The sequence below is a fragment of the Paracoccus subflavus genome, from assembly GCF_004310345.1.
GTDB classification, from domain to species: domain Bacteria; phylum Pseudomonadota; class Alphaproteobacteria; order Rhodobacterales; family Rhodobacteraceae; genus Paracoccus; species Paracoccus subflavus.
Genome location: NZ_SISK01000001.1, coordinates 15329 through 37431 on the forward strand (window position 1 = coordinate 15329; position 22103 = coordinate 37431).

A 22103-nucleotide genomic window follows, 5' to 3' on the forward strand; every position below is an offset into this window, starting at 1 on the left:
TCAGCGTTGCGGGAACAGGAAGGCGAAGGCGATGCGACGCCGCCAGGCTTTGGTGAGCGGTTCCTCGATCACGCCGAGCCGCTCATAGGCATGGAGGAAGCTGTCGGGCGCGGTCAGGATCCCGACATGCTTCGCGATGGCGCGGGGCTTCATGCGGAAGAGGACCAGCGCGCCGCAACCGGCCTCGGCAGGCGACACCTCGATCATCATGGTCCGCGCGCCCTCGGCCAGTACCTCGCGCGGCCCGATCTCGCCCCAGTCGCGGCTGTAGGGCGGGATCGGGAACGGTTCGGGCCCGACGACCTCGCGCCAGATCCCGCGCGCCAGTCCGAGGCAGTCGCAACCGACGCACCGAAGGCTGGCCAGATCGTGATACGGCGTGCCGAGCCAGGACCGCGCGATGGCGATGACGCGCGCGGGGTCGGCCAATGCGAGGGGTTGCGTCACAGCACGTCTCCCTCGTGCCCGGCATCCTTGGTGGCGTAGCGGAGGACGGCGTCCTGGCCGGGGATGTGCGGGAAGCCGCGGAAGTTGACGGTGTTGGCGAACTTCGCCCCGCAGGTCTCCATGCGCTTGTCGCAGCCCGCGCGGATGGTGAAGGCATCGTCTTCGGCGATCGCGCGCACCGGCGCTTCGAGCAGGGTCAGCACGGCGATGCCATCCGTGACGTCATGGCCCAGCACTTCGGTGCGCCGCCCCGCGTTCGCGCCGCTGGTCCATTCGAGCGTCCCGAAGGTGAACCAGCCGGAGGTGAAGCCGCTAAGCCCGGAGGCGGTGAAGGCGCGATCCCGCAGCAGATCGATCACCGCGCCCGTGCCCTTGAAGGCCGGGTCCTCCAGATCGACGCCGCAGCGCGCATCGCCGAGCGCGGCGTCGCAGGTCGCCTGAAAGGTCCGCCCGACCGTCTGGCCGAGGACGTGGGCGAGCGAGCGGACCTCGGCGACGAAGGCCAGACGCCCACGCCGGATCTGGCCGATGGCCCCGCGCCGCATCAGCACGCGCTGGCTCGTATCGGCCCAGTTCGCCCGCCAGACTTCGACCTCCGCATTGTCCCAGCGGCCGTCGAGGATGTCGGTCTCGGTGATCCGGTCCGAAGTCAGCACGCCCTCGGCGTCCTGCGCATCGACCGATAGGTCCGAGCCCGAGCGCACCTCGGACGCGGTGAGTCCGCTCTCGGGCTCGAAAACCGTCCCGTCGAAGCTGAGCGTTCGGTCGTGGTCGGTGAAGCCGAAGCTCACGGCGTCGGCGCGCGTGATCCGCCAGCACCACGCGAGCGTGGTCGTGCCCTCGTCGAGATGGGCCTGCAGGGCGGGATCGAGGGTCTTCATCGGCGCAGTTCCAGAAGCGGAATGGAGGTGATCGAGCCGAGCCGCTCGAGGTCGAGCGTCACGTCGAGCGCGTCGGTGTCGAAGCGGACCGGCACGTCGAACTCGAAGCCCGCGGTGATCGCGACGCCAGCGCCCGGCGCGGCGCTGAAGGTGACGACGCCGGTCGCGGTGTCGACGGACCAGCCGGAGAGCTGCTCGATCCCGCCGAGCGCGATGCGCACGGTGCCCGCCACCGGCTTGGCGATGGCGCGCGTCCAGGATTGCGCGCCCGAGGCATAGCGCTTGACCAGCTGGAACGCAGTGGTGGTGCCGTCGCCGGTGCCGATTGCCTGATCCGTCGGCGACGGCGTACCCGAGGGCAGGCAGGACTTGTGATCGCCCCAGTCCTTGAACCGGAAGCCATGCAGCCGCCCGTTCCGCGCCTCGAAGAAAGCCACGACGGCCGCCAGATCGTCCGCGCGGCGGATGCCGTAAGCCACGTCGTAGCGGCGGCGCGAGTTCGCCCAGCTGGCGTTCCTCTCCTCGTCACCCGAGGCGAGCTCGACGATCTGCGTGCGCCGTTCCGGCCCGCCGCGCGCGCCGCGGCTGATGTTGTCGGGAAACCGGACCTCGTGAAACGCCATCACATGCCCCTCCGCCCGAGCGAGACCGCACGGGCGATGTCTGCCGCGACTTGCGTGCGGGATTGCCGAAAGCTCTCGGCGTCGCGCGCCATGATGGTGACGTTGACCCCGCCGCCCGCGCCGTAGCTCTGTGCCTCCCGCCGCGACAGCACCCGCTCGCCGCGCTGCAGGATCGCGGGCACCTCGTCATGGCGGAGGCCGGCCATGCCGCCGGAATGCATCCGCGGCGCAGCGGCGAAGGCCATCGCCGGGACCATGCGCGACGGCCCAGCCGATCCGACCATCCCGCCCGCATGCAGGACGTTGGCGAAGATGCCGCCCGCGCCGGAGAACACGCCGGAGAGCGCGTTTGCGATCGGCCCGAGGATGAACCGGCGCGCCGCCAGCTGGGCGAGGTCGGCGATCATCGACGTGACCATGTCGCGGAAGTCGAGCTTGCCGGTCTTCACGAACTCACCGACCGCGTTCTCCGCCGACTGGAAGGCGCCGACGAGGGTCTGGCCGATGTCGCCACCGATGTCGCGGGCCTTGCTGGCATAGTCCGATAGAGCGGCGGTGACGGCCTGCCAGCCGGTGACGGCCGCCTCGGTCGCGGGCTCCGCTGCCGCAGCAGCAGCCCCGGCCGCCGCACCCGCACCTGTTGCTGCGCGCCCGGCTTCACCAAGCGCCGTCTCCAGGCGCTCGGCCGCGCCGGTGGCCTCTGTCAGCGCATCCGCGCTCGCCTCGTCGGTGCCACGCACTGCTTCGCGCAGGGCCTGCCAGCTTTCCAGCGGGGCGCGGGCTCCCTCGGCCAGATCGCGCGCGGCGCCGCGATAGAGGTTCGCGGACTCGAGCGCCCGGTCCGCCGCCTCGGTCAGACCGAGGTCGGGCGCGGTGAGCGGGTTGTCCTCGAAGGCCCGGTCGAACGCCGCCTGCGCGGCGGTGGTCGCAGCGCTGGCCGCGCCCTCGAAACGGTTCTCGATCTCGCCGAGGTCGAGGTCGGGCACCAGCGAGATGCGCCGCTCGGAGCCGAGCGCTTCCAGCCCCTGGTTGATGCCACCGATGAAGCCGTTGATGCGGGAGACCACGCCGTTCAGCATCGCCTCGACGCCGTCGACCAGGCTGTTGGCGGCCTGGAACGCCAGATCGCCGACGGCGGCGGGCAGTAGACCCCAGATCGCCTTGATCGCCTCGTAGGCGCCCTCGAAGGTGTTCGCCGCCGTGTTGCCGAAGGCCACCACGCTCTCGATGGCGCTCTGCATGCCCGACGCGGCGTCGGCCTTCAGGTCGAAGAACATCGCCGTGGCGGCCGCACCCGCCGCAGCAGCGCCCATCTTGATCCGTTCCCAGACCTCGACCGCGACGTCCTTCAGAAGCGACATGGCCTCGCCAAAGCCACCCGCACCGGAGACGAGACGGGTGAACTGATAGACGAGCTCGCCCGCGCCAACGATCAGCGCCCCGATGCCGGTCCGGATCAGCGCCCCGCGCAGGACGACCAGCGCCGTGGCGAGGCCACGGACGGAAAGGGCAGCAGCGGCCATGCCGGCGACCCAGCGGCCCGCAAGGAACGCCGCGAAGGTGGCGGCATAGGTGGTCAGGCGGCCGATGTTGTCGAAGAGACCGCGGATCGCGATGCCGAGCGGCCAGGTGCGGCTGGCGACCGCCGCCATGGCGTTGGCGACGGCTTCCAGTGCCGGGGCTGCGGCGACCGCGAGCTGGTTCGACAACCCGCGCCAGATCAGCCCGAGCCTTGAGATGGCATCGTTCGTCCGCTCGATCTGGTCGGCGTCCTGCTCGGAGACGACGACGCCGAAGGCGAGGACGTCCTCCGTCGCCTGGCGCAGCGTCGCCGTGTCGATCCGGCTCATGGCGATGGAGCCTTCCTCGCCGAAGAGCTGCCCCGCGACCGCCGCGCGCTCGGCGGCGGGCACGAAGCTCTCGATGGCGGCGTTGATCGCGCCGACGCGCTGGTCCAGCGGCAGGGCGAACAGGTCTGACGCAGAAAGCCCGAGGCGATCCAGCGCATCGGCGGCAGGGCCGGTCCCGGCGGCCGCCTGGCTGAGGCGACGCGTCAGATCCTTGGTGGCCTGCTCGATGCCGGACATCGACACGCCCGCCAGCTCGCCCGCGCGCTCCAGCGTCTGGATCGAGGCGACGGTGGTGCCGAGGGACTGAGCGAGCTTGGCCTGCGCATCGACCGTCTGCAGACCGGAGCGGATCATCGCCACGCCAGCGGCGGTCGCGGCGGCAACTGCGGCAGCGGCGGCCACGCGCACCCGGCGCGAGAAGGCCGCAAGCCGGGCGGTCGCCGCCTCCATCTCGCGGCTCAGCCGCCCGAAGCCACGCGCCCCGGCTTCGCCCACGCCTTCCAGCTCGGCGCGCACCTGTCGCCCGCCGACCGCGGCGAGGCGGACGGACACACGCTTTTCAGCCATTGGGGCGTTCCATCTGTTCGTTGAGCTTGGCCACCATCACCGCTTCGATGACCGGCAGCAGTTCGGCCATGGCGAGCGGCGGCACGCCGAGCGCGTGACCGAGCGCCAGCGCTGCCGACATGTCCCAGCCGATCACGGCGCCGGGCAGGACGCGCAGTTGGCCGCCGAGGCGGCCGACGAGATCCCAGACCTGCCAACCCTCCGGTGTTTCCGGACGGTTCAGCCGCGCCGGGCAGTCTTCACACGCTTGCGCGCAGGCTTCGCAGTATCGCTCGCCCCCGCCGAAGGACCATTCGGCGAGAGCGCGGAGCCGTTTTTTTCCTGCTCCAGCAGCAGGCCCTTGGAGACGTAGGTCAGCTGGAAGGCCTCGAAGATCGGCCAGACATCGAGCAGCGCGTCGATGGCCTCGGGGCTGGGGTCGATGGGCTTGCCGTCCGCATCGCCGATGCCCTCCCAGGCGAGCACCGCCCGACGCGCCAGCGCCTTGGCGAAGGCGACCGCGCGCTCCTCGTCGGAAGCCTCCTCCGGAACTGCCTCGACGGCGGGATCGCTGCGCGTGGCCACCATCAGGGCGGTGGCCAGTGGGCGCAGCTGCACCCGGACGCTGGGGGCGAGGTCGTGCCAGCGCGGCGCGTTGGTCAAATCGAGCGTGAGCATCAATAGTATCCGTTTTGATCAAGGGTTGATTTCGGCCCATTTCCGGTCGTCCCGGATCAGGGCGTTGGCGAGGACGATGAGCTTTCGCATCACCGCCGTGATGGCGACTTTCCAGGGCTTTCCGGCAGCGATGAGCGTCCGGTGGACTTGCTGGAGCGGGGCGTTGAAGCGGGTCGCGATCACAGCGGGCATGAACAGCATGCAACGGAGAGCAGTGCGGCCTCCGCCGATACGGGCCTTGCCCTTCCACGTTCCCGACTGCCGCGTGATAGGTGCGAGGCCTGCGAGGCTCGCAGCTTCCTTCGAACTCATCGCCCCGAGCTCCGGCATCTCGATGATCAGGGCGATGGCGGCGACGGGCCCGACGCCGGGGATCGACGTCAGGATCTCGTAGCGCCTGGCGAGCCCGGGATCGGCTTTGATCCGGGAGCGCAGTTCCCTGTCGATCTGCGCGATCTGGGTGTCGATCTGGCGAAGGCGCGCGCGCAGCTGCGCTAGGACGATCTTGTTGCGCGCCATGCCGATCCGGTTTCGGCAGGCCGTCCGATCCTTGATCAGAGCAACCCGAGCGACATGCAGCTCCTTGATTTCGTGCAGTTCGTCAGTTTTGACCGGGGTCGCCTCGAGGCCGAGCACGGTACCCATCCGTGCAAGCATCTCCGCATCGACGCGGTCGGTCTTCGCTCCCTGTCCGGTAGCCTGCGCGAAGCGTCGCGCCCGTGCGGGGTTCACCTTGACGTTGTGATGGCCGAAAGCCGCAAGCGCGGCCTCCAGATCGCGGTGATAGCGCCCGGTCGCCTCGTAGACGACGCGGAGCGGTGCCGCCCCGAGCCACTTGCGCATGGCCTTCAAGCCGGACGCGTCGTTGCCGAAGCGGGCTCGTTTGCCGTCCGAGATACGGTAGATGTCGAGTGTGGTCTTCGAGATGTCGATCCCGATAGTGTCGGTCATGGTCTTTTCGCCTCCTGGCCTTGTCATTCGGGGCAAGGACGCGAGGTCTTCCCCATGTATCCGTTCAGGACATTCGAAAAGGCGGGGGCGATCACACTACTGACCGGCCCTCTCCGACCATCTCCACAACGATCCGTCCCCCGCCGCTGTCCGGCATATTTGAGGTGCCGGACAGCGGCTCCCGTATCGCACGGGAACCGGGGGAAATCTTAAGACAAGGTCTCCACATCGTTTACGAGGGTGGCGGTGCATATCCGGCCGACCACGCTGTCGCGCGCCGCCTGCCAGTCGAACGTCGCCTGCACGCCCTGCGGCCCGGAGATTTCGATGCGCGGGCGCGGCAGGTAGACGGCGTGCACGGTGAAGGTGAAGCTCTCGCCCGAGGGCAGGACGTAGGCGAACTCCATCTCGCAGGCCTCGCCGTTGATGGCCTGCGTCACCAGCGTCTGGTCGGCGAAGCGGACCTCGATCCGGCCGGTCAGCGCCGCGATGGACGGGTCCGCGCCGTCGATGCGGCCGTCGCTCCGGATGGTCTCGATCCGGTCGAGGTTGTTGGCATAGGTGATCTCGGCCGAGACCACGTTGCCAAGCGCGGTGCCGTTCCTCGAGATCGATCCGTTGAAATGGCCGAAGCGCTTCAGCTCCAGCGCGGCGGGCGTTCCGGCGCTTGTGGTCGTGCCCACACTCTCGCCCTGCGCCACCAGCCGCGCAGTCGCGGTCAGCAGCCCCGAGCGCTGCATCTGCCAGGTGATCTGGTCGAGTACACAGCCCGAGTACATCGCATAGCGCGGCACCTCCGGCATGCCGGTCTCGATCGACATCGACGGCAGCGTCCAGGACCCCGACTGGAACTCGTGGCTGTACGGGGCCTCCATGCCCGTGGTCGTCGGCGCACCGAACGCGGCCTTCAGCCAGAACCCGAAGGCTTCGGCGTCGAGAGGCACGACGACGTCGCCGTCGGCCGTCACCGCGTCCTTGATCGGCGCCAGCGGATCGCGGCCGTAGCCGAGCAGTTCCGAGTTCAGCAGCGGCTGCTCCGCACCGAGCGAGGTGCTGGCGAAGGGCATGCGGGTGAAGCCGCTGGCGGGCGGCGTTCCATAGGTCGTCTCGAATGCAAGCGCCATCAGCGCCCGCGCCCCCTGGGCTCGTGCCATGGTGTTCTCCTCGGGTTGTCGGGATCAGCCGAGCGGATCGGCCGTGGAATAGTGCAGCACCACCGGGATCACGGCAGCCTTCAGGCTCGCCGCGCCCTCGACCGGCAGATCGACCGGCCGCGGTGCTTCCGCCTCGACCCAATCACAGAGCCCGCCCAGCGTGCGGTCGGCGGCGAGCGCCATGCCGACGCTGGCGGTCAGCGTGTCGAATGCGACGTCTCGGGTTGCGCCCTGCACGACCGCCTCGATCTCGGCCCGATGCTGGTAGTGATAGCAAAGGGGCGACAGCGTCACCTCGGGCTCGCCCGGTTCGCCATCGCGCAAGATCAGCAGACCCTCGGCTGGAACGCGCTCGGGCAGCACCTCGCCGCGGAGGGCAGTGGCGGGCAGCGCCGAGAGCCGCGCGTGCAGCGCGGCGAGGATGGTTTCGCGGGGAGTGGGCATGCGGAAAACCCGTAGGGATGCGTTGCTAGCTCTTCGCGCTCCGCCTATTCAGCAGCTTCAAACGAGAGCGTTGGAGATAGTCTCTTGTCCGAAAAACAGGATCATGCGGCCGAAGACGCGCGAGAGATCTGGAACATTCTTCAGACGGCGAAATGCATGGCCCGCTATGACAAGATCAGCCACGAAATCTTGGCTGAACTCCTGGTCTCGATCGCAACCGGCGGCGAGGTGATTGGCGGGAACAACCGCGGATCCGATGTTCGCTCCCCGCAATTTGGCCTCATTGAAGTTAAATCGCGGATCCTCGGCACCGATGGCCCTTACCCCCGCGTTTCGTTGAAGCAGCACAATCTCGACAAGGCGGACTGGTTCGCGGCAGTTCGGTGGCACCGCAACTATGCCCTCTATGACGCGGTCATGCTCCCCAAGCTCGTCGCTCGGGAACTCTACGAGAAGAAGAGGCAGGCGACCGGGCTGGCGCATATTGGCTGGGCTGATTGGTCGTCAGCTGTGGGCGCTAAAAACATTCGGGCGGAATGCGAAGATGTGATGCATGGGTTGCGTCAGAACCGCTGATCCACCCAGTTCGCCACGATCAGCCCCGGCACGCCGTCCAGCGTCCGGTCCGCATCCCGCGCCAGGTCCAGCCGCTTCGGCAGCTTGACCTGAGGCACGAGCAGGAAGATCGGCGCGGTGACCTTGCCGCGTCCCGTCTTCGAGCGCGATACGACCGCCTGGCCCTTCGTGTTCAGCCGCCCCTCCGCCACCAGCAGGCTCGGGCCCGTGCGGCGATAGACGAAGCGTAGGCGCAGGCCGCGGCGGCGCTCCCATTCGCCGGGTGTTATCCGACCACCGCGCAAAGACTTCCCTGCCGCAGGCAGCGGGATCGCGAGCCAGAACCCGTTCTTCGAGCGGATCAGCGGCCCGGTGTCATGCGCGCCGACGATGACCGGGGCCTTCGACCAGACCAGCGCCGCGGCGTCCAGGCTCTCGCCCGACCGCGGGAAGTTCTGGCTCCGGATCGAGTTGGCCAGCCGGGGCCCAAGCCCCGCGCCGGTGATCTGCAGCCTCCACGCGGTCTTCAGCCAGGTTCCGGCCTCGCGCATGGCGGCCGTGACAGCGCGTTCGCCCGCCGCGACTTCGGCCGCCATCATCGCGACGATGTCGGGATCGATGTCGAGCTTCAGTTTCACGCGGGCCTCAGATCGACGGTCCAGACCAGCCGCTCGCGATCGCGCACCGGCTCGCCCTGAATGAGGAAGGCGTCGCCGTCGATTTCCAAGCGGTCACCGGGACGCGGATTCGGCACCTCGGCGACGCGCAGGTCGATGCGGGTCGTTTCCGACCAGATGCGCGCCTCGCCGAAGCCGGTTACCTCGTCCGTACGGCGAGTGACGACGCGGACGAGGACCGGAGTGCCACCGTCCGCGACATAGACGCCGTCGCGGGCGATGTTGCCGTCCGCGAAGAGCGCGTCGAGTGCCGCGACGACCGCGATCATCAGGTCCGTCGTGCCGAGCGCAGCACCTGCGGGCGGGTGCAGATCGGGAGCGGATTGCTCTCGATTTCGAGCCGTACCCATTCGTCGCGGTCCCGGTCGGGGATGGTGCGGGCGTAAAGCGGCTGACCGAGCGTATTGACCGTTTCGAAGGTGTCGGCCGGGGCGTAGTAGATCTCGAACAGGCCCTCGATGCCCTCGGGAAAGAAGAAGGCTTTGTCGGTCGGCACGCCGAAGCCCACTCCACCTCGATAGCGGCGGAAGGTGATGCCGCCGAAGCTGACTTCGTCGGCGACACGGCCGCGCAGATCGGCCGCGGCGGCGGTATTGAGATAGGTCTCCCGGACCTCCTTGTGCGCCACCAGATCGGCGAAAAAGGCCGAGCCGCATTCGGCGCGCACCTGCACCGCGCCCGCCGAGAGCCCGCCCATTGATGCCTCGACATCCTCGATCAGCGCCTGGCAGCGCTTGCGAAGCGCTCCCGAGGCGGGGCTCGCGTTGTCTAGGTCGAAGTCGATCTCTGCGGCGGGGCTAATGCCGAACTCGGTGAAGTAGTTCACTACCGTGGCGTTGTCCTTCGGGTCCTTCACGATCCCTTGGATGCCGTTAAGCAGATGGTACTCGAAGGTGGTCTCGGCGTCCTGACGCAGCTTGCGCAGCCGGTAGGCCACCTCTGTCTGGACCTGCTGGGTTGCGCTCTCCGAGCCGAAGTCGCGGACCGACTGGATCTCGGAGGCCCAGAGCACGTCCTGCTTCTTGAACTGGCGGCAGACGAAGGCGCGCATCTCGCGCCGGTCCGGCACCTGCTGCTCGTACGCCGAGCCGCGTTCGGAGAACGGGATCAGCGAGAGCGTGCCGTCGCGGCTCTCGATCACGACGGTGCGGGACCGCACGCCGCGCGGCGAGAAAAGATTCGAGCCCGAGAGCAGCGCCGGCTTGAATGGGATGTTCTCGAGCGCGCGAGTGAGTTCGACGATGGTGAAGGCATCGCCTTCGAAGATGTTCATGGTGGCCATGGGAATGCCTCCGGTTCAGAAATTTCGGGGATGGCGCGCGGGGTCAGCGCACAAGGATGCCGGCCGCGAGCAGCGCGGCATGCGCAGCGGTGATCTCGCCCTCGCTCGGCGTGCCCGTGAAGACGAGATCGTGGCGATTGACGATGGCGGGACCGCGGACGACGGCGACGGCGGGCGCATCGCCGCCAGAGGCGTCGGCCTTGCCCCAGAGCACGGCGACGGCGGTCTCGGTGCCGTCGACGGCGTCGGGATCGTGCGCGGCATACTTGCCGGACGCGGTGATCTTGCCCAGCACCGTGCCGGGCTCGAGCGTGCCCGCGGCGACGGCGATCGTCTCGCGGGTGTAGTCACGGAAGGCTTCCCATACGAGGAATCCGCCGGGGTGTTTGCCTTCAACCAGCGTGGTCATGGGTTCATCCTTTCAGCTTGAAGGTGCGGGCGACGATCTCGCCCCAGGGACTCGCGGCCGAGCTTCGGCCGGGTTGCGGGTGATGCGGGGCGATCTCCGGCTCGGCTTCCGCCTTCGCGGCGAGAAGGGCCGCCCGCACCTCGTCGAGGTTCGCGTCATGCTCGAGGAAGCGACTGGCCATCTGGGGCAGACCCGCGATGCGGCAGAGATCGACCACGGCGCGGGCATGGGAGATGGCCTCGGCCCGGATCGCCGCGGGCTCGGATGGCGCCCCGCTGGGGGTCGCCGTTTCGGCGGGGGCTTGCTCGGCTTCGGCTCCGACAGTCTCATCGTCCTCGGCGTCCGATGCCTGAGAGGACTCCTCGGGGTCAGCGGTCGCCTCATCGGGGTCGGCACGGTGGTTCTCGCCGGTCGTATCGGTCTCAACGGACTCGACCAGCTCGGGCGGCGCGTTGCGGAAGCGGGCGATGTCGAAGCGCGCGGCCATCCGGACCGGCTCGGCGATGCGGGTAGCGAGGCCCGCGTCCAGCGCGTCCTTTGCGTCGAACCAGGTCTCGGCCCTCATCAGCGCAGCAATGTCTTCGGCGGCCCGGCCGGACTTCGCCGCATAGCCCGCGACGAGGCTGCCCTTCACCTTGTCGAGCGCCTCGGCCATGGCGCGCATGTCTTCGGCCGTACCCATCACGAGGCCGGCCGGGTCATGGATCATCAGGAAGGCGTTCTCGGGCATGACGATTTCGTCGCCCGCCATCGCCACGTAGGAGGCGGCCGAAGCGGCGATGCCGTCGATCCAGACGGTGACCTTCCCCTCGTGCCGCTTCAGCGCGTTGTGGATCGCGACGGCGTCGAAGACCGACCCGCCCGGGCTGTTGAGCCTCAGATCGATCGGCGCCGCATCGGGCAGCGCCCCGAGTTCGGTCAGAAACCCCTTCGCCGAAACCCCGTAGGCGCCGATCTCGTCATAGATCGCCACTTCAGCGCCGGTCCCCCGGGCGCGGATCGCATACCAGCTTGCCATGTCGTCACTCCTGTTCGGTGGCGGGATCAGTCGCCGAGGCGCCGTCGCCCCTGTCCCCGCCGGTTCCACCGCCCGGCTGGGCCCGCGTCGCCGGTGTCGCACGCGCGCCCTGCGTCTCGCCGGGGCTGGTGCGGTAGCTGAGGCCCAGATCGGCGGCGCGCTTTGCATCGGAAGCGTTCTCGCGGTCCACTTCTCCGACGTCGTAGCCAGTGGCTTCGACCACCTTGCGCCGCGAGGTGATGCCTGCTTCCATCGCCAGCACTTGCGCCTGGATGTCCTTCAGAGGATCCACCCAGTCCCAGCGCGGCGGGATCCACTGCACCGGTCGCGCGGGCGTCGGGTCGTCGATGTCGAGCGCGCCCGAGAGGACGGCGATCTCCAGCCAGCGCAGCCAGACCGCCCTGCAGAACTGGTGCACGATCACGCCATGTTGCAGCTGGCCGATGCGGCGGCGGAACTCCACGAGCTCCGCCCTGAGGCTCGAATAGTTCGCCTGCCGTACATCGCCGGTGACAAGGTGATACGGCAGCCCCAAGGAGGCCGAGACCGCGAGTAGCGTCCGGTACTGGAATGCCTCGTAGCCACCGCCCACATCCGCAGGAGACGAAAACTTCACGTCCTCGCCCGGCAACAGCACTTGCATGGTGCCGGGCTCGAGGCTCGCGATGGCCGCGCCGTCAAGGCCCGCCTCGACCTCGCCCATCATCGGCTCTTCCGGCGCGGTCTTGGTGATGAAGCCCGCGAACATCGCCGCGGTCTTCTTTCGGTCGAGCTCGGCGTCGTCGTACTGATCGAGCAGAAACAGCCGCACCATCGCGGGCGCGATATGCGGCAGACCCCGGAGCTGGCCTGCGTCGATCGGCCGATATATGTGCAGCACGTCCACAGCCGGTACGCGCACCGTCTCCGGGATGACCGCGCCCTGATCGGTGCTGTCGCCGGGATGGCGGCGGCGGAAATGGTACGCCACGCGGCGGCCGATGGCGTCGAACTCGATCCCGCAACGAATGCGGTTGCCGTTCGCCGCCGACTCGGTCTTCTCGAACGGCAGCATTTCGGATTGCAGCAGCTGCAGCTGCAGCGGGACCAGCAGCCCGTCCTCTGCCCGGCGCGGGCGCATCCGGACGAAGCATTCGCCCGCCACGAACATCTCCCGCGCGACCATGGCCTGCAGTCCGTAGAGATCGGTCAGGCCGTCGGCATCGGCCTCGTCGGTCCAGGCGAGCCAGAGCCGCTGGACGCGGTCACGAAGTGTCGCGTCTTCGATCAGCGACGAGGGCTTGATGCCGTCGCCGACGAGGTTCGCGGCGAAGGCCTCGCAGGCGTTCGCGGCATAGCCGTTGGTGACGACCAGTTCGCGGGCGCGCGCAAGCAACCGCGGGCCGCCCGAGGCGACGAGCGTGTTCACGTTCTCAAGCGGCGGGTTCCAGCCCCTGAGGCGGCGCTTCGCCATGGCGCCTTCGAGGCGGGCACTAACAGCGGAGGGGCCGCCAGTCGCCGGGCGGCGAAAGCGATCGAAGAGACGCATCGGTCAGAGCCCCTTCGCCGTCGTCACGCGGACCTGCCGCACGATCCGTCGTCCCTCGGCCGCGGCGATCTCGCGGTCGAGCGCCTCGACGGCCCGGTCGATCTCCGCCACGCTGCGATAATCCACGGTCTTGCCGTCGTAGCTGACCCGTGCAACGCCCGAGGACCGCTGCGCGGTAAGCGCGTCGCGGCGGGCGCGAAGCTCTGCGGCCATGGCCATAGATCACCTCATGTAACTGGAGCGCACGGTGCGCCTGCGCGGCGCCGTCAGCCTCTGAGCGGGCGCCGCGCTTCCCGGCGCAGCTTCGGTCTCGTCCTGCTTCGTCACCCCGAGCTGAGATTCGAGATCCGCCCACCGCGCCTCGGGCCAGCGATCAGCCCCGAGGATCCACGCGGCGGCGCGGGCGTAGACGCGGGTGTCCAGCGCCTCGTTGCGTTCGCGCAGTTTCTGCCATTCGAGCCGGGCGAAGCCGCGCTTGGTGCGGACCGTCACCAGTTGCTCGGCGGTGAGCTGCTTCAGCCATTCGCCATCGGCCCAGTCGGGCAGATGGATCGTCCCGGGTGGACAGATGGCGCCCGCGTTCAATTCCTCGCGCGTCGGTCTGTCCTGCCGCAGCAAGCGATAGGTCTCGGCCTTGAAGGTCGATGTGGCGATCGTCCAGAGCCGTGCTCCACGGCGCAGGCGCTTGCCCGCAATGGTCGCGTCCACGTAGGTCGGGCCAGTGACGGGGCTTGAGCGGTTGAACCCTTCGACGCCCTTAACCGGCGCGACTTGCGTAAACCCGACCTGACGCGACCAGCCATAGACGGCCGAGGTTTCATAGCCGGTATCGATCGCAAGCCGTGCCAGCGTCATGTGTTGGCCGGAGGCGTGCGCCCAAGTGCGGCTGAGCAAATCCGTAAGCCGCCGCCAGCACGCCGGATCGCCGGGCCCGCCCTCAAGGACGAGATGATCGACGAGCCAGCTTTCGAGCCCGCGACCCCACGCCCAGACATCGACCTCGATGCGGTCCTTCTGTACGTCGGCGCCTGCCGTCAGGAACAATGCGCCCGCAGGCACCGTGCCAGTCGCCCATGCTTCGCGCCGGTCCGCCAATCGCTGCCAGTCCGGCGCCTCGCCGGTCTCGACCCAGGTCTCGCCGAGGATGGTGTTGCGGAACGCCTTGATCGCCTCGTCCGAGCCTTGGCACCCGTCCCATGCCCGCACGATCCGCTCCCAGCTCAGCCAGCCGATCGGCGAGTAGAGCGCCGAGAGGTGATACCCGACCGTGGTCGGATCGGCGGGCGTGGCGGTCGCCCGCCATTCGCCGTCCTCCAGCATCGCCGTCTTGTGATGCTCCGCGATGGGCGCGTCGCAGCCCTCGCAGTGATATTCCGCCGTCTCGGGACGGCCCTTTTGCCAGCGCAGCCGGTCGAATTTCAGCCACTGCATCGAGCCGCAATGCGGGCACGGCACGAAGAACCGGCGCTGGTCCGATGCCTCGTACTCGCGCTCGATCCGGCTCAGACCCCTGATGGTGGGTGTCGAGACCAGCAGCACCTTGCGCCGGTGGGCGAAGGTCAATGACCTGGCCTCGGCCAGCGTGACCGGATCGCCTTCCTCGTCGGCGGACGCCGGATAGGCGTCCACCTCGTCGAGGAAGATGTAGCGCGCCGGAGTGGACCGCAGTCCGACCGCCGAGTTCGCGCCCGTCATGATCAGGATGCCGCCCGCGAACTCCTTCGACAGCATCGTGTTGCCCGCGTCGCGGGACCGGGCCGGTTTGACCCGGTCCCGCAACTCCGGGCTTTCGTCGATCAGCGGGTCGATCCGCTGCCGCGAGTTGCGTTTGGCCAGTTCCACCGTCGGCTGGACCGCCAGCATCGGGCCCGGCGCCTGGTGGATGGCGAAGCCAATCCAGTTGTTGCCCGCCTCGGTCGCGCCCACCTGCGCGGCCTTCATGAACACGATCCGCTGCGTGGGATCGCCGGGGCTCAGCCGGTCCATGATCTCGCGCATGTAGGGCGTGCGCACCGTGCGATACCGCCCGGGTTCGGCCGAGGCGCGGCCCGAGAGCATCCGGTGCCGGTCCGCCCATTCCGAAACGGTCAGGTCCGGGTCGGGCCGCAGCCCGTTGCCCCAGGCGCGCAGGATCTCGCCCGCGCCGTCGAAGTCCGTCAGGCCCTCATCGTCACCGGAAGTCGGGCCGGACCTCGGCGAGTTCGTCGAGGTGGGCGCGTACATGTCTCTCCAGCACCTTCTGCATCACGGCTGGCTCCACGGTGATCTGCTGGCCTGTCGCGTCGCTGCATGAGGCCGAGAGTTCTGCCGCCATCAGCGCCGCCGCGCGCGCAGGCCAGTTCACCCACGAATCCCGTTCCTCCCGCGCCAGCCGGAACACCAGCGCCAGCGCGCGGGCCCGCTCGATCAACTCCCCCTTCAGCTTCTGGAGACGGATGCGCCGCTCCTGCGCCTTCAGCACCTCGTTCGCCGTCTTGGCCTGCAGGAAGGTCGTGCCGCCGCCGACCGCCGGGACCGCCAGCCCCTGCTCGCGCAGCGTGTCGCCGACGGCGGCCACCGCCGCCTCGGGGACGGGCTTCAGCTTCGGCGTGGGCGGCTTTCTCGTCTTCGACGGGTCCGTCGTCTCCGCGCGTCGGGCGTCGCTGGCAGCCGCGTTGATGCTGCCGTCGGGATAGAGGACCAGCCGCTCGGCCGTCTTCGCCTTCTGGATCGCGCCCCGCGACAGCCCGACATGGGCGGCGTACTGGCGCTCGCTCATGCCCTGCATCGACGGCTCCGATTATCATTCAGGATCATGTGCTTATCGAGTTGATAAGCGTCGAGACCGGAGCGAACGTCACTCCAACGAAGCGATGCAACTCACCAAGGAGCCTCCCCGATGACCCGCCGCGCGACCGACAACACGAAAGTCCTCGACGCCTTCATCGCCGCGAAGACCGAGATCGACGCGATGCTGGAGCGGCTCGCCGCCCTCAGCGCTGACCATTTCGAGACCAGCCCCGACGAGATCAACTGGGGCCATGTCGGCACCCTGAACCACTACCGCGCCAAGCTGCGCGAGATCACCGACATGGCCTTCAGCGAAGGCGAACACGCCGAGTGAGACGACCCGCTCCCGGTCCCGCCCGCCGACTGGCGGGCTCGACCTCGTAGAAGGGCCCGCATTCCGCGCGCCCCGATACGGGAGACGACGATGACCAAGCTTTCCGACACACAAGCCCTGATCCTGAGCGCCGCCGCACAGCGGCCCGAACATATCGCCCTGCCGCTGCCCGCGAGCCTTCGGGGTGGCGCCGCCGCCAAGGTGGTCGGCGCGATGCTCGCCAAGGGCCTTCTCGACGAGGTCGACGCCGACATGCGCAATGGCGAGCTAGTCTGGCGCGAGACCGGCGACGGCCACGGCGTCACGCTGATCGCCACCGACGCAGGCCTCGCCGCCATCGGGATCGAGCCCGAGGACGCGAACTCCGCGCCTGCGGGCGCGACGAACGCGCCGACCAAGGAGCCCGCGCCGGACACCCCCACCGAGACCGAGGCCGCCCCCAAGGCGCGCACGCCGCGCGAGGGCACCAAGCAGGCGACCATGATCGCGATGCTGCGCGCGCCGGACGGCGCGACCATCGACGAGATCATGGCCGCGACGGGATGGCAGTCGCACACGGTGCGCGGCGCGATGGCCGGGGCGCTGAAGAAGAAACTCGGGCTCGAGGTGACCTCGGAGAAGGTCGAGGATCGGGGGCGGGTCTACCGCATCGCTTGATTGGACGCAGCTTCGCGGAAGCACGACACGTCAAGGGGTATGAATCATACCTCTTGACGAATCCTATCGTTGGTCTGCAAGATGCGTGCATCAACCCTCTTGAATGGTGGCGCGCATGGTCGACTCTATCACGGTTAGACTGGATCCCAATCTGGCATCCCGTCTCGGCGAATTCTTGACTCAGAACCCTAGTCTATCGGCTGCATCCGTTGCCGCTCGTGCCTTGGACGAATTTCTGCCGAAGGCTCCCAAGGTCGTATCGACGAAACCCTCCAAGCCGAGTGGCGGACAGGACGAGTTCACCGGCCGCGAGGGGTATGAGTTTGGCATCTCAGCTGGCCGGGCACTTGCGAGCAAAATCGGCGACCTCGTCAGCCCTGTGGCAACAGAACTCAAGCTACCTGACGGTCGGCGAGCTACGCTGCGCACGGCGAAGGGGCGCAACACCCAATGGGGATGTCTCAACACCCTTCTCGAGCGGATCGATGTCGTTCTCTGTGCTTTCACCCCGGACGGATCGAACTTCGATGTCTGGGAAATTGACGCCAAGGTCTGGGCGCGCGAGGCCCGAAACGCTTCTCCCGGTCACAAGCTGCACAACAAGCTAACGTTGCTGGGCAAATCGGGCGTTGAGAAGTTCGGAAAGCCCTTCGGCAGCTACTCCATCTAGTCGCCCCGCATCCGGATCGCCTCGAACAGACGCCGCAGCACGTAGGACCGCGCGATGCTCACCACGGTGAATACCGCACCCATCTTGAGGTTCTGCGCCAGCGTCGTGTGCAGCCCGAAGACCGGGAAGATCAGGATCTGCGTGACCACGGCGACGCCGTAGCCCACGATGACGTTGGCGACGGACTCGACCAGCGACATGAGGCGGGACTGCTTCATGCCGCTGCCTCATCCATCGGCCAGCAATTCAGCCGCCAGAGTTCGCAGCGCATGCGCCGCAACCAGCGGGACCACGCCGTTGCCACAGAGCCGAAGCCGGTCCACCCGGTGGGCCAGCCCATCAGCGCCTCGACGAACAGCGGGTTCAAGGTCCGGCGCGGCTCGGAGGTATCGCTCCCAGCCATCGGCGTCACCAGGACCTGGCGGCCAAGCAAACCGTTCACCGGCGTGTTCGCCAATGTCGTCGCGCCATCCTTGTGATCGCGCGCCGTCGGCGTCATCCACATCCCCGCCGCATGGGTCAGATCGGCCGACCGCCGGTTGCCCGCGCTCGGTTTGCAGCCGTCGTTCGCCATCGGCGTCGGCCAGTCCCGCGCCATGCCGTCCAGACCCTTCTCGTGCTTCCGATCTCCGCCCCGGCTGCGGAAACTGTCGATCTGCGGCGTGGGCCAGAGCGCGGCCGTCGTCGCCAGGTTCATCCCGTGCTGGCCCGCTTCCTGCGACGGTGTCGGCTTCGTCTGCCGGTTTTCGTTGGCACTGGCCCTCGGCGTCGGCCAGAGCCGCAGCAGTTCCGTCCGGTTCCCGCCACTCGACCGGGTACCAGAGCAGGCGCGCGGGGTCGGCCAGCTCGTCCCCCCCGCGGATCGCGAGGATGAAGAGCCGCTCTCGCTTGTGGGGTGCGCCGACCTCCGCCGCCGTGAAGAGGCCTGCCGCAAGGCGGTAGCCCATACCGACCAGTCCGCTGGCGACTTCGGGGAAGCCGAGGCGGAGATGATGGGCGACATTCTCGAGGAAGACGAAGGGCGGCTCGACCTCGCCGATGATGCGGGCGACATGCGGCCAGAGGTGGCGCGGGTCGTCCGCGCCCCGGCGCTTGCCCGCGACGGAGAACGGCTGGCACGGATAGCCCGCAGTAACAATGTCCACCGCGCCACGCCACGGGCGGCCGTCGAAGGTGGCAACATCGTCCCAGACAACAGCCTGATCCATGGACGCGTCTTCCATCCGCGCCACGAGAGTGGCTGCGGCGTAGGTTTCCCGTTCGACATGGCCCACAGCACGATATCCGGGGATGGCGATGGTGAGCCCGAGGTCGAGACCGCCAGCGCCGGAGCAGAGGGAGAGGCCGAAGAGGCATGCGTCTCCGGCCCCGGAAGCGTCTCCGGAGGAAGGTAAAGCCAGGTCATGCATGTCACGCGGCGGTCTTGCGCTTGCGCGCGGGTTCGGGGGCGGCGTCCGTGACCGGAGCGACGTCGCCGTCCGGAACATCGGCGGGGGCTTCGACGCTGTCGCCCAGCCGCTCGGTTCTGACCTGCGCGAAGGTCCGACCGTCGCCGTCGAGGATCGCCTCACGCCCCGTCTCGGCCTGCCAGCGTTCCACGGCGACATCGACATAGGCCGGGCTGATTTCCATTGCGAAGACGCGGCGGCCATTGGCTTCGCCCGCCATGATCTGCGACCCGGACCCCGAGAACGGCTCGTAGCAAAGCCCGCCCCGCGCCACGTGCTGGCGCATCGGAATGCCGAAGGCGTCGAGCGGTTTCGGCGTCGGATGGTCGGGTCGATCATCCTTGGCGAAGCTGGGCAGCGCCCATGTCGATGGCAGGGTTTCCTCGGCCACCTTGGGCGGACGGTTCGGGCGACGCCAGCCCATGAAGCAAGGTTCATGCTTCCAGAGGTAATGCGACCGGGTCAGAACCCCGCGGTCCTTCACCCAGATGATCTGCTGGTGGACGAAGGCGCCCGCCTTCTCCCAGCAGGCTTCGAGCATCGCCTGGCGACGCGAGGCGTGCCAGCAGTACCAGGCGGCGTCCTCGGTGATCGCCTCGGCGACGGCGGCGGCGATGAAGCCGTCGTAGAGCTCCGCGCCCTGAGAGGAGTCGTCCCACGTGGTGCCGTAGGAGGCCGACCAGTCCTTGTTGCGGGTCGGATGGTTTGAGCCGTCGTAGTCCACCAGATAGGGCGGGTCGGTCGCGAACAGGACCGCGCGCTCGCCGTTCATCAGGCGGCGCACATCGGCAGCGCTGGTGCTGTCACCGCAGAGCAGCCGGTGGTCGCCGAGGATCCAGAGATCGGCGGTGCGCGACGCAGGATTGCGCGGCGGCTCGGGGATGGTCACCGGGGGCACGGAGCCCCCGGCGCCACCTTCTTCACCATCCCCCTCCGGCACGAAGGCCAGCAGCTTGTCCAACTCGCCATCGGAAAAACCAACGAGCGACAGGTCGTAGTCCTCGGCCAAGAGGTCGTTCAGTTCGGCCGACAGCAGCGCCTCGTCCCACGTGCCGAGTTCGGTCAGCTTGTTGTCCGCGATGCGGTACGCCCGGCGCTGCGCCTCCGTCAGGTGCCCGAGCACGATGACCGGCGCTTCGGTCAGCCCCAGCTGCGTCGCGGCCAGCACGCGACCGTGGCCCGCGATCAGTTCGCCGTCCTCGCCGACGAGGCAGGGCACGGTCCAGCCGAACTCGGCCATGCTGGCGGCGATCTTCGCAACCTGATCCGCGCCATGCGCCTTCGCATTCTTCGCGTAGGGCTGGAGGCGCGACAGCGGCCAGGTCTCGATCGCGTCCGGGGCGAAGCTCAGCGTCATGGTAGGCAAGGTTCCTCGTCGGGTGGATGCCGGTGGCTTCCGGACTCCGGATGCCGGGCTGGACCCCACACGGGGTCCAGCGGCGACCATCGGTGTCCGGTCGGAAGGCCAGCGTTCATTGGTGTTTGCGCGGGGAGCGCGTGGGTCCGGCTTCCGGGTGGCTTCCCAAAAATCCGGCCCTGTCGCTGGCGATGTCCCGCGCTTCGCCCGCCAGCATACGAATGTCGCCAGGAAGGAACCAAGAACTCAATGGGTTAGCCCATTGGACCCCGGCTGGACCCGTCTCTGGACCCCGGAAGCCAGTGGCGCGGCCTCTGCCTGCGCGCTCCTCTCCCGAGCATATTCGTTTTCTAACGGCCTCGTCGAAATGTGTAAGGGCCTGCGATGTACACCCGAAAATTTCCTCAGAGGACGATTTTTCTTGACAGCCGATTGGCGTTTTCAATGACGAACTGCTGCGAGCGTCGGGGCGACGGCACGCGACCGTTCAGCCGCCAGGTGATCACCGCAAGGCCGTACTGCCAGCGCTTGGTCGCCGCGGTGCGCGACAGGCCGAACTGCCAGCAGATCGGCTTCCACGCCATTCCGTCGGCGCGGGCCCAGACCAGGCGCCCATCCTCGGGCTCGAGCCAGCGCAGCCAGAGCATCGCTTCCTCGGCCTGCGTGATCTGTCGCGGGCTGGGCCTCGGGCGACGCATCTGCGGCTCCTGACCGACCTTGTCGGCGAAGCTGTGGAAATACTCGGGCCAGGCGTTGAAGAAGTCCTGTGGCATCACGCCCGGCATCTGTCGCATCACGCCCGCCGCAAGCTCCAGCCGGTCCTGCACTTGTGCTGTGGTCCACTCACCCATGACGCGCCTCCCGTTCCCGCTTGCCGTAGAGCCGCTCGCCGAGCTGGCGCACCAGCTCCCGCTCGGGCCAGGTCAGGCGGTCGTCGTCGATGGCGACCGCCAGCAGCCCCTGTTCCTTCCAGCCGTCGCGCTTGACCTCGTCGGGATTGCGGCGGTGACCGCCGTAGCCCTTGGGCGTGAACCGCATGCCGCTCATTGCACACCTCCCCGGGTCTCCAGTGCCCAGAGAAGGATAGCGATGGCGTCGGCCTCGTTGTCGTCGGCGGGCGAGAAGCCACGCGCCCGGGCGGCCGCCATCATGGCGTCCTTGTTCGCGTTGCCCTTGCCGGTGGCGTGGCGTTTGATGGTGCCGACCGGCACGCCTTGATAGGCGACGCCCGCGGTCTCCGCCCACGACGTCAGCGTGGCCAGCAGCCCGCCATAGACATGCGCCGCGTCGGTGCCGACGTGTCTGCGCACTTCCTCGAAGTGGATCGCGGTGATGGGACCGGCGTCGTGAGCCAGCTGCTCGAGCCAGCCCCGGAACCTCAGGTAGCGCATGCCGCCGCCGTCATAGCGGCTCGGCCGGAAGGACACGGTACCGCTGGTGATCAGACCGTCCGCCGCCTGCAGGGCCCACCCGGCCGTGGTGCCGAGATCGAGGGCGAGGACGACCGGCACGCCGGGGAACGGGGTGCTCATGGGTGTCGGGGTCAAAGATGCGTGGGCCATGATGGGCTCCTTTCCGGGTTGCTGCTCGATGGGGTGGCGGGCAGGACATCCAGCCCGAGAAATTGCCCAGGGGTAGGTGGTGACCCTCCCGCGCTTGGCGGGGAGGTCACCTACCCCTTTAGGGGGGCGTTTTCCGAATTCTGAAATTTGCCCCAAGGCATTGATCCGAAACAGAACTTCCAGAATCCGGAGCAGAATCCGGAAAGGCCCTTCCGGATTCTGGAAAGCATCTTCCAAGCCACTGAAATGAAATCGGAAAAGCC

Annotated in this window: 28 protein-coding genes and 1 pseudogene; 4 read left to right on the forward strand and 25 right to left on the reverse strand. The window is 68.3% G+C overall.

Going from position 1 to position 22103, the window contains the following annotated elements:
* The 9 genes from EYE42_RS00080 to EYE42_RS00120 all read right to left on the reverse strand — a co-directional run bounded on the left by EYE42_RS00080 (window position 1) and on the right by EYE42_RS00120 (window position 7574).
* Window positions 1–447 (reverse strand): C40 family peptidase, encoded by a 447-nt coding sequence (locus EYE42_RS00080; protein WP_130989288.1) that lies wholly within the window; start codon window positions 445–447, stop codon window positions 1–3.
* Window positions 444–1328: a DUF2163 domain-containing protein gene (locus tag EYE42_RS00085; RefSeq protein ID WP_130989289.1), complete on the reverse strand. Its 885-nt coding sequence runs from the start codon at window positions 1326–1328 to the stop codon at window positions 444–446. The genes EYE42_RS00080 and EYE42_RS00085 overlap by 4 nt, the downstream gene beginning before the upstream one ends.
* Entirely contained in the window at window positions 1325–1951 is a 627-nt protein-coding gene (locus EYE42_RS00090) for a DUF2460 domain-containing protein (RefSeq protein WP_130989290.1), read from the reverse strand. The genes EYE42_RS00085 and EYE42_RS00090 overlap by 4 nt, the downstream gene beginning before the upstream one ends.
* A complete protein-coding gene (locus EYE42_RS00095) occupies window positions 1951–4368 on the reverse strand; it encodes a phage tail tape measure C-terminal domain-containing protein (protein ID WP_130989291.1) in 2418 nt (805 codons plus the stop codon). Before EYE42_RS00095 ends, EYE42_RS00090 begins: the two co-directional genes overlap by 1 nt.
* Window positions 4361–4489 carry a DUF7697 family protein gene (locus EYE42_RS16465; RefSeq protein WP_281277788.1) on the reverse strand — a complete coding sequence of 43 codons (129 nt, stop codon included), beginning with the start codon at window positions 4487–4489 and terminating at the stop codon, window positions 4361–4363. The genes EYE42_RS00095 and EYE42_RS16465 overlap by 8 nt, the downstream gene beginning before the upstream one ends.
* Before the next feature lie 98 nt (window positions 4490–4587).
* Complete coding sequence (locus EYE42_RS00105) at window positions 4588–5025, reverse strand: hypothetical protein (RefSeq protein WP_130989292.1); 438 nt, start codon at window positions 5023–5025, stop codon at window positions 4588–4590.
* Window positions 5026–5043: 18 nt separating this feature from the next.
* Window positions 5044–5976, reverse strand: coding sequence for an IS110 family transposase (locus EYE42_RS00110; RefSeq protein WP_028718737.1), 933 nt, complete (start codon window positions 5974–5976; stop codon window positions 5044–5046).
* Window positions 5977–6185: 209 nt separating this feature from the next.
* On the reverse strand, window positions 6186–7130 hold the full coding sequence (locus tag EYE42_RS00115) for a phage tail tube protein (RefSeq protein ID WP_130989293.1): 945 nt from the start codon (window positions 7128–7130) through the stop codon (window positions 6186–6188).
* 24 nt (window positions 7131–7154) lie between these two features.
* Entirely contained in the window at window positions 7155–7574 is a 420-nt protein-coding gene (locus tag EYE42_RS00120) for an acyl-CoA transferase (RefSeq protein WP_130989294.1), read from the reverse strand.
* A gap of 156 nt (window positions 7575–7730) precedes the next feature.
* Here EYE42_RS00120 and EYE42_RS00125 point away from each other — a divergent pair, with 156 nt between their 5' ends.
* Window positions 7731–8150: a hypothetical protein gene (locus tag EYE42_RS00125; RefSeq protein ID WP_165455661.1), complete on the forward strand. Its 420-nt coding sequence runs from the start codon at window positions 7731–7733 to the stop codon at window positions 8148–8150.
* Here EYE42_RS00125 and EYE42_RS00130 read toward each other — a convergent pair.
* Genes EYE42_RS00130 through EYE42_RS00170 form a run of 9 tightly spaced genes read right to left on the reverse strand, consistent with a single transcriptional unit; the run spans window position 8138 to window position 15810 of the window.
* Window positions 8138–8767 (reverse strand): DUF6441 family protein, encoded by a 630-nt coding sequence (locus EYE42_RS00130; RefSeq protein ID WP_130989296.1) that lies wholly within the window; start codon window positions 8765–8767, stop codon window positions 8138–8140. The genes EYE42_RS00125 and EYE42_RS00130 overlap by 13 nt on opposite strands.
* The gene (locus EYE42_RS00135; RefSeq protein WP_130989297.1) at window positions 8764–9075 is read right to left on the reverse strand and encodes a head-tail joining protein; all 312 of its coding nucleotides are present in this window, start codon (window positions 9073–9075) and stop codon (window positions 8764–8766) included. The genes EYE42_RS00130 and EYE42_RS00135 overlap by 4 nt, the downstream gene beginning before the upstream one ends.
* A complete protein-coding gene (locus tag EYE42_RS00140; RefSeq protein WP_130989298.1) occupies window positions 9075–10088 on the reverse strand; it encodes a major capsid protein in 1014 nt (337 codons plus the stop codon). Before EYE42_RS00140 ends, EYE42_RS00135 begins: the two co-directional genes overlap by 1 nt.
* A gap of 43 nt (window positions 10089–10131) precedes the next feature.
* Window positions 10132–10497: a head decoration protein gene (locus tag EYE42_RS00145; protein ID WP_130989299.1), complete on the reverse strand. Its 366-nt coding sequence runs from the start codon at window positions 10495–10497 to the stop codon at window positions 10132–10134.
* A gap of 4 nt (window positions 10498–10501) precedes the next feature.
* Window positions 10502–11515 carry a head maturation protease, ClpP-related gene (locus EYE42_RS00150; protein WP_165455662.1) on the reverse strand — a complete coding sequence of 338 codons (1014 nt, stop codon included), beginning with the start codon at window positions 11513–11515 and terminating at the stop codon, window positions 10502–10504.
* Window positions 11516–11519: 4 nt separating this feature from the next.
* On the reverse strand, window positions 11520–13043 hold the full coding sequence (locus tag EYE42_RS00155) for a phage portal protein (RefSeq protein WP_130989301.1): 1524 nt from the start codon (window positions 13041–13043) through the stop codon (window positions 11520–11522).
* A 3-nt stretch (window positions 13044–13046) separates the two neighbouring features.
* Window positions 13047–13256 (reverse strand): phage head-tail joining protein, encoded by a 210-nt coding sequence (locus EYE42_RS00160; RefSeq protein ID WP_246020529.1) that lies wholly within the window; start codon window positions 13254–13256, stop codon window positions 13047–13049.
* Between the two features lie 9 nt (window positions 13257–13265).
* A complete protein-coding gene (locus EYE42_RS00165) occupies window positions 13266–15266 on the reverse strand; it encodes a phage terminase large subunit family protein (protein WP_130989303.1) in 2001 nt (666 codons plus the stop codon).
* Window positions 15214–15810: a hypothetical protein gene (locus EYE42_RS00170; RefSeq protein ID WP_130989304.1), complete on the reverse strand. Its 597-nt coding sequence runs from the start codon at window positions 15808–15810 to the stop codon at window positions 15214–15216. Before EYE42_RS00170 ends, EYE42_RS00165 begins: the two co-directional genes overlap by 53 nt.
* A gap of 111 nt (window positions 15811–15921) precedes the next feature.
* Between EYE42_RS00170 and EYE42_RS00175 the strand changes: the two genes are divergently transcribed.
* The 3 genes from EYE42_RS00175 (at window position 15922) to EYE42_RS00185 (ending at window position 17473) form a co-directional block, all read left to right on the forward strand.
* Entirely contained in the window at window positions 15922–16146 is a 225-nt protein-coding gene (locus EYE42_RS00175; protein WP_130989305.1) for a hypothetical protein, read from the forward strand.
* A 90-nt stretch (window positions 16147–16236) separates the two neighbouring features.
* Complete coding sequence (locus EYE42_RS00180; RefSeq protein ID WP_130989306.1) at window positions 16237–16803, forward strand: DUF3489 domain-containing protein; 567 nt, start codon at window positions 16237–16239, stop codon at window positions 16801–16803.
* A 115-nt stretch (window positions 16804–16918) separates the two neighbouring features.
* Window positions 16919–17473 (forward strand): hypothetical protein, encoded by a 555-nt coding sequence (locus EYE42_RS00185; protein ID WP_130989307.1) that lies wholly within the window; start codon window positions 16919–16921, stop codon window positions 17471–17473.
* On the opposite strand, the gene EYE42_RS00190 is transcribed toward EYE42_RS00185, so the two are convergent.
* From EYE42_RS00190 to EYE42_RS00215, 7 genes and pseudogenes are all read right to left on the reverse strand, one after another.
* The gene (locus EYE42_RS00190) at window positions 17470–17691 is read right to left on the reverse strand and encodes a DUF7220 family protein (RefSeq protein ID WP_130989308.1); all 222 of its coding nucleotides are present in this window, start codon (window positions 17689–17691) and stop codon (window positions 17470–17472) included. The two genes, EYE42_RS00185 and EYE42_RS00190, sit on opposite strands and share 4 nt — an antisense overlap.
* The gene (locus EYE42_RS16250; RefSeq protein ID WP_246020564.1) at window positions 17688–18170 is read right to left on the reverse strand and encodes a hypothetical protein; all 483 of its coding nucleotides are present in this window, start codon (window positions 18168–18170) and stop codon (window positions 17688–17690) included. Before EYE42_RS16250 ends, EYE42_RS00190 begins: the two co-directional genes overlap by 4 nt.
* Window positions 18171–18378: 208 nt before the next feature.
* Window positions 18379–18960, reverse strand: a pseudogene (locus EYE42_RS16255) (DNA cytosine methyltransferase); the annotation flags it as partial.
* Window positions 18884–20278: a site-specific DNA-methyltransferase gene (locus tag EYE42_RS00200; RefSeq protein WP_130989310.1), complete on the reverse strand. Its 1395-nt coding sequence runs from the start codon at window positions 20276–20278 to the stop codon at window positions 18884–18886. The gene EYE42_RS00200 and the pseudogene EYE42_RS16255, both read right to left, overlap by 77 nt.
* Window positions 20279–20682: 404 nt before the next feature.
* On the reverse strand, window positions 20683–21129 hold the full coding sequence (locus tag EYE42_RS00205; protein WP_130989311.1) for a DUF6362 family protein: 447 nt from the start codon (window positions 21127–21129) through the stop codon (window positions 20683–20685).
* Window positions 21122–21325: a hypothetical protein gene (locus tag EYE42_RS00210; RefSeq protein ID WP_081969308.1), complete on the reverse strand. Its 204-nt coding sequence runs from the start codon at window positions 21323–21325 to the stop codon at window positions 21122–21124. The genes EYE42_RS00205 and EYE42_RS00210 overlap by 8 nt, the downstream gene beginning before the upstream one ends.
* Window positions 21322–21840 (reverse strand): hypothetical protein, encoded by a 519-nt coding sequence (locus tag EYE42_RS00215; protein ID WP_130989312.1) that lies wholly within the window; start codon window positions 21838–21840, stop codon window positions 21322–21324. The genes EYE42_RS00210 and EYE42_RS00215 overlap by 4 nt, the downstream gene beginning before the upstream one ends.
* Window positions 21841–22103: the final 263 nt, after the last annotated feature.

Bases quoted from the DNA above. Each gene is read 5' to 3' on its own strand.
- EYE42_RS00085 (WP_130989289.1), bottom strand. From the start codon at position 1,328: ATGAAGACCCTCGATCCCGCCCTGCAGGCCCATCTCGACGAGGGCACG.
- EYE42_RS00090 (WP_130989290.1), bottom strand. From the start codon at position 1,951: ATGGCGTTTCACGAGGTCCGGTTTCCCGACAACATCAGCCGCGGCGCG.
- EYE42_RS00095 (WP_130989291.1), bottom strand. From the start codon at position 4,368: ATGGCTGAAAAGCGTGTGTCCGTCCGCCTCGCCGCGGTCGGCGGGCGA.
- EYE42_RS16465 (WP_281277788.1), bottom strand. From the start codon at position 4,489: ATGTCGGCAGCGCTGGCGCTCGGTCACGCGCTCGGCGTGCCGCCGCTC.
- EYE42_RS00105 (WP_130989292.1), bottom strand. From the start codon at position 5,025: ATGCTCACGCTCGATTTGACCAACGCGCCGCGCTGGCACGACCTCGCC.
- EYE42_RS00110 (WP_028718737.1), bottom strand. From the start codon at position 5,976: ATGACCGACACTATCGGGATCGACATCTCGAAGACCACACTCGACATC.
- EYE42_RS00115 (WP_130989293.1), bottom strand. From the start codon at position 7,130: ATGGCACGAGCCCAGGGGGCGCGGGCGCTGATGGCGCTTGCATTCGAG.
- EYE42_RS00120 (WP_130989294.1), bottom strand. From the start codon at position 7,574: ATGCCCACTCCCCGCGAAACCATCCTCGCCGCGCTGCACGCGCGGCTC.
- EYE42_RS00125 (WP_165455661.1), top strand. From the start codon at position 7,731: ATGGCCCGCTATGACAAGATCAGCCACGAAATCTTGGCTGAACTCCTG.
- EYE42_RS00135 (WP_130989297.1), bottom strand. From the start codon at position 9,075: ATGATCGCGGTCGTCGCGGCACTCGACGCGCTCTTCGCGGACGGCAAC.
- EYE42_RS00140 (WP_130989298.1), bottom strand. From the start codon at position 10,088: ATGGCCACCATGAACATCTTCGAAGGCGATGCCTTCACCATCGTCGAA.
- EYE42_RS00145 (WP_130989299.1), bottom strand. From the start codon at position 10,497: ATGACCACGCTGGTTGAAGGCAAACACCCCGGCGGATTCCTCGTATGG.
- EYE42_RS00150 (WP_165455662.1), bottom strand. From the start codon at position 11,515: ATGGCAAGCTGGTATGCGATCCGCGCCCGGGGGACCGGCGCTGAAGTG.
- EYE42_RS00155 (WP_130989301.1), bottom strand. From the start codon at position 13,043: ATGCGTCTCTTCGATCGCTTTCGCCGCCCGGCGACTGGCGGCCCCTCC.
- EYE42_RS00160 (WP_246020529.1), bottom strand. From the start codon at position 13,256: ATGGCCGCAGAGCTTCGCGCCCGCCGCGACGCGCTTACCGCGCAGCGG.
- EYE42_RS00165 (WP_130989303.1), bottom strand. From the start codon at position 15,266: ATGTACGCGCCCACCTCGACGAACTCGCCGAGGTCCGGCCCGACTTCC.
- EYE42_RS00170 (WP_130989304.1), bottom strand. From the start codon at position 15,810: ATGCAGGGCATGAGCGAGCGCCAGTACGCCGCCCATGTCGGGCTGTCG.
- EYE42_RS00175 (WP_130989305.1), top strand. From the start codon at position 15,922: ATGACCCGCCGCGCGACCGACAACACGAAAGTCCTCGACGCCTTCATC.
- EYE42_RS00180 (WP_130989306.1), top strand. From the start codon at position 16,237: ATGACCAAGCTTTCCGACACACAAGCCCTGATCCTGAGCGCCGCCGCA.
- EYE42_RS00185 (WP_130989307.1), top strand. From the start codon at position 16,919: ATGGTCGACTCTATCACGGTTAGACTGGATCCCAATCTGGCATCCCGT.
- EYE42_RS00190 (WP_130989308.1), bottom strand. From the start codon at position 17,691: ATGAAGCAGTCCCGCCTCATGTCGCTGGTCGAGTCCGTCGCCAACGTC.
- EYE42_RS16250 (WP_246020564.1), bottom strand. From the start codon at position 18,170: ATGAACCTGGCGACGACGGCCGCGCTCTGGCCCACGCCGCAGATCGAC.
- EYE42_RS00200 (WP_130989310.1), bottom strand. From the start codon at position 20,278: ATGACGCTGAGCTTCGCCCCGGACGCGATCGAGACCTGGCCGCTGTCG.
- EYE42_RS00205 (WP_130989311.1), bottom strand. From the start codon at position 21,129: ATGGGTGAGTGGACCACAGCACAAGTGCAGGACCGGCTGGAGCTTGCG.
- EYE42_RS00210 (WP_081969308.1), bottom strand. From the start codon at position 21,325: ATGAGCGGCATGCGGTTCACGCCCAAGGGCTACGGCGGTCACCGCCGC.
- EYE42_RS00215 (WP_130989312.1), bottom strand. From the start codon at position 21,840: ATGGCCCACGCATCTTTGACCCCGACACCCATGAGCACCCCGTTCCCC.